This is a genomic window from Methylobacterium trifolii, assembly GCF_022179685.1.
Taxonomy (GTDB): domain Bacteria; phylum Pseudomonadota; class Alphaproteobacteria; order Rhizobiales; family Beijerinckiaceae; genus Methylobacterium; species Methylobacterium trifolii.
In genome coordinates this window covers 1-2291 of sequence record NZ_BPRB01000414.1, presented here as the reverse complement: position 1 = coordinate 2291, position 2291 = coordinate 1, and the positions used below count along the sequence as shown (strand labels likewise).

The window sequence follows — 2291 nt, the reverse complement described above, 5'->3', positions numbered from 1 at the left end:
CCTCCCCCGCAAAGGGGTGAGGGATTCGCACCACGAGTCCGGCGCCCCTATGCGCGGTCCCCATTCGCAAACACCGGCGCCGCCCGCGGCTCCAGCCAGGCCGCGATCCGGGCCGGGTCGACCTCGGCCAGGGTGGCCGGCGACCAGCGGGGGGCCTTGTCCTTGTCGATCACCGCGGCGCGGATACCCTCGCGAAAGTCCCCCTCGGCGAGCACCGCCAGGGAGGCCTGGAACTCTCGCTCCAGGCAGGATTCGAGGGTCGGCGCCCCGCGGCCGAGGCGAAGCAGGCAGAGGGTGAGGACGAGGCTCGCCGGCGCCTTGGCGGCCAGCGTCGCACGGGTGCGGGCGGCAAACTCCGAGCCGTCGGCGTCGAGGGCGGAGACTATCTCGTCCACCATGTCGAAGGCAAAGCAGCGGTCGATCACGCCCTGCACGGCCGCGAGCGGGGCCGGGCCCGGCGCCTCGGCCAGAGCCTCGATCGCTTTGCGCACCTCGGCATGGTCGGCCCCCTGTTCGAGGGCCGAGAGCGCCGTGATCAGGCGGGGCAGGGCGGTTGCGGGCAGCATCGCGTCGGCGAACCCTGCGAAGATCGCGTCGGCGGCCCCAATCGGCTCGCCGGTCAGGCCGAGATAGGTGCCGGTCTCGCCGGGCGCGCGGGGCAGGAGCCAGGTGGCGCCCACGTCCGGCAGGTAGCCGATGCCGGTCTCCGGCATGGCGATGCGCGAGCGCTCGGTCACGATGCGGTGGCGGGCATGGGCGGAGAGGCCGACGCCGCCGCCCATGGTGATCCCGTCCATCCAGGCCACGACGGGTTTTTCGAAGTTCGCGATGCGGGCGTCCAGCCTGTACTCGTCGCGCCAGAAATTCTCCGCGAAGCCGGTGCCGGCGCTGTCGTAGAGCGAGCGCAGGTCGCCGCCGGCGCACAGGCCGCGCTCGCCCTCGCCGGTGAGCAGGACGGCCGCAACCGTCCGGTCGGCCGCGAAGTGGTCCAGGGCGGCGTCGATGGCGCCGACCATCGGGTGCGTGAGCGCGTTCAGGGCCTTCGGCCGGTTCAGGCGGATGCGGCCGAGCGCACCGGCGCCCTCGACGATCACGTCGTCCATCAGCGTCCTCCGAGCAGGGCGCGGGCGATGATGACCCGCATGATCTCGTTGGTCCCTTCCAGGATCTGGTGGACGCGCAGGTCCCGGACGATCTTCTCGATACCGTATTCCGCCAGATAGCCGTAGCCGCCGTGGAGCTGGAGGGCGTCGTTGGCGACACGGAAGGCGGCATCCGTCACGTGGCGCTTGGCCATGGCGCAGAGCTTCGTCGCCTCCGGCGCCTTGGCGTCGAGGGCGGCGGCGGCGTGGCGCAGGAAGGCGCGGGCCACCTCCAGGTCTGTGGCCATGTCCGCGACCCGGAACTGGAGCGCCTGGAGGTCGGAGAGCCTGCGGCCGAAGGCGCGGCGGTCGCCCATGTAGGCGATGGTCCTGTCCAGCGCCGACTGGGCGCCGCCGAGCGCGCAGGCGGCGATGTTGAGCCGCCCGCCGTCGAGGCCGGCCATGGCGAAGCGGAAGCCGTCGCCCTCCGCGCCGATGCGGTTGTCCACCGGCACCCGCACGCCGTCGAAGCGCACGGCGCGGGTAGGCTGGGCGTTCCAGCCCATCTTGCGCTCGTTGGCGCCGAAGGAGAGGCCGGGCGTGTCCTTCTCGACCACGATCGCCGAGACCCCCTTGGCGCCGTCCCCGCCGGTGCGGGCGAAGCACAGGTAGAGGTCGCTGGCGCCGGCGCCCGAGATGAACTGCTTCTCGCCGTCGATGATGTAGTGGTCGCCGTCGCGCACCGCGCGGGTGCGCATGGCGGCGGCGTCCGAGCCGGAGCCGGCCTCCGTCAGGCAGTAGCTCGCGATCCGGTCCATCCGGGTGAGCGCCGGCAGGAAGCGCGTGCGCTGGGCCTCGTCGGCGAAGGTATCGATGATCCAGGACGACAGGTTGTGGATCGACAGGAAGGCTGCCACCGTGGGGCAGCCCTGGCTCAGGGCCTCGAAGATCAGGGCGGCATCGACGCGTGAGAGCCCCGACCCGCCGACGTCCTCGCGCACGCTGATGCCGGCCATGCCGAGTGCGGCCGCCGCCCGCAGGGTCGCCACGGGGAACGTCTTCTGCTCGTCCCATTCGAGGGCATGCGGCGCGATATGCTCGGCGGCAAAGCCCGCGGCCATCTCGAAGATGGCGGCCTGATCCTCGTCGAGCCCGAAGCGCATCGGTACAAACTCCCTGGCATTTCCCCCACCCCTTTGCGGGGGAGGG

2 protein-coding genes are annotated in these 2291 nt (G+C 72.1%); both read right to left on the bottom strand.

Features of this window, described 5'->3' with window-relative positions:
• Positions 1–47 precede the first annotated feature (47 nt).
• A complete protein-coding gene (locus COGEMETH_RS25420; protein WP_238185437.1) occupies positions 48–1103 on the bottom strand; it encodes an enoyl-CoA hydratase/isomerase family protein in 1056 nt (351 codons plus the stop codon).
• Positions 1103–2245, bottom strand: coding sequence for an acyl-CoA dehydrogenase family protein (locus COGEMETH_RS25415; RefSeq protein WP_238185436.1), 1143 nt, complete (start codon positions 2243–2245; stop codon positions 1103–1105). The genes COGEMETH_RS25420 and COGEMETH_RS25415 overlap by 1 nt, the downstream gene beginning before the upstream one ends.
• Positions 2246–2291 lie beyond the last annotated feature (46 nt).

Excerpts from the sequence above, each read along its gene's own strand:
- COGEMETH_RS25420 (WP_238185437.1), bottom strand. The coding sequence starts at position 1,103 with ATGGACGACGTGATCGTCGAGGGCGCCGGTGCGCTCGGCCGCATCCGC.
- COGEMETH_RS25415 (WP_238185436.1), bottom strand. The coding sequence starts at position 2,245 with ATGCGCTTCGGGCTCGACGAGGATCAGGCCGCCATCTTCGAGATGGCC.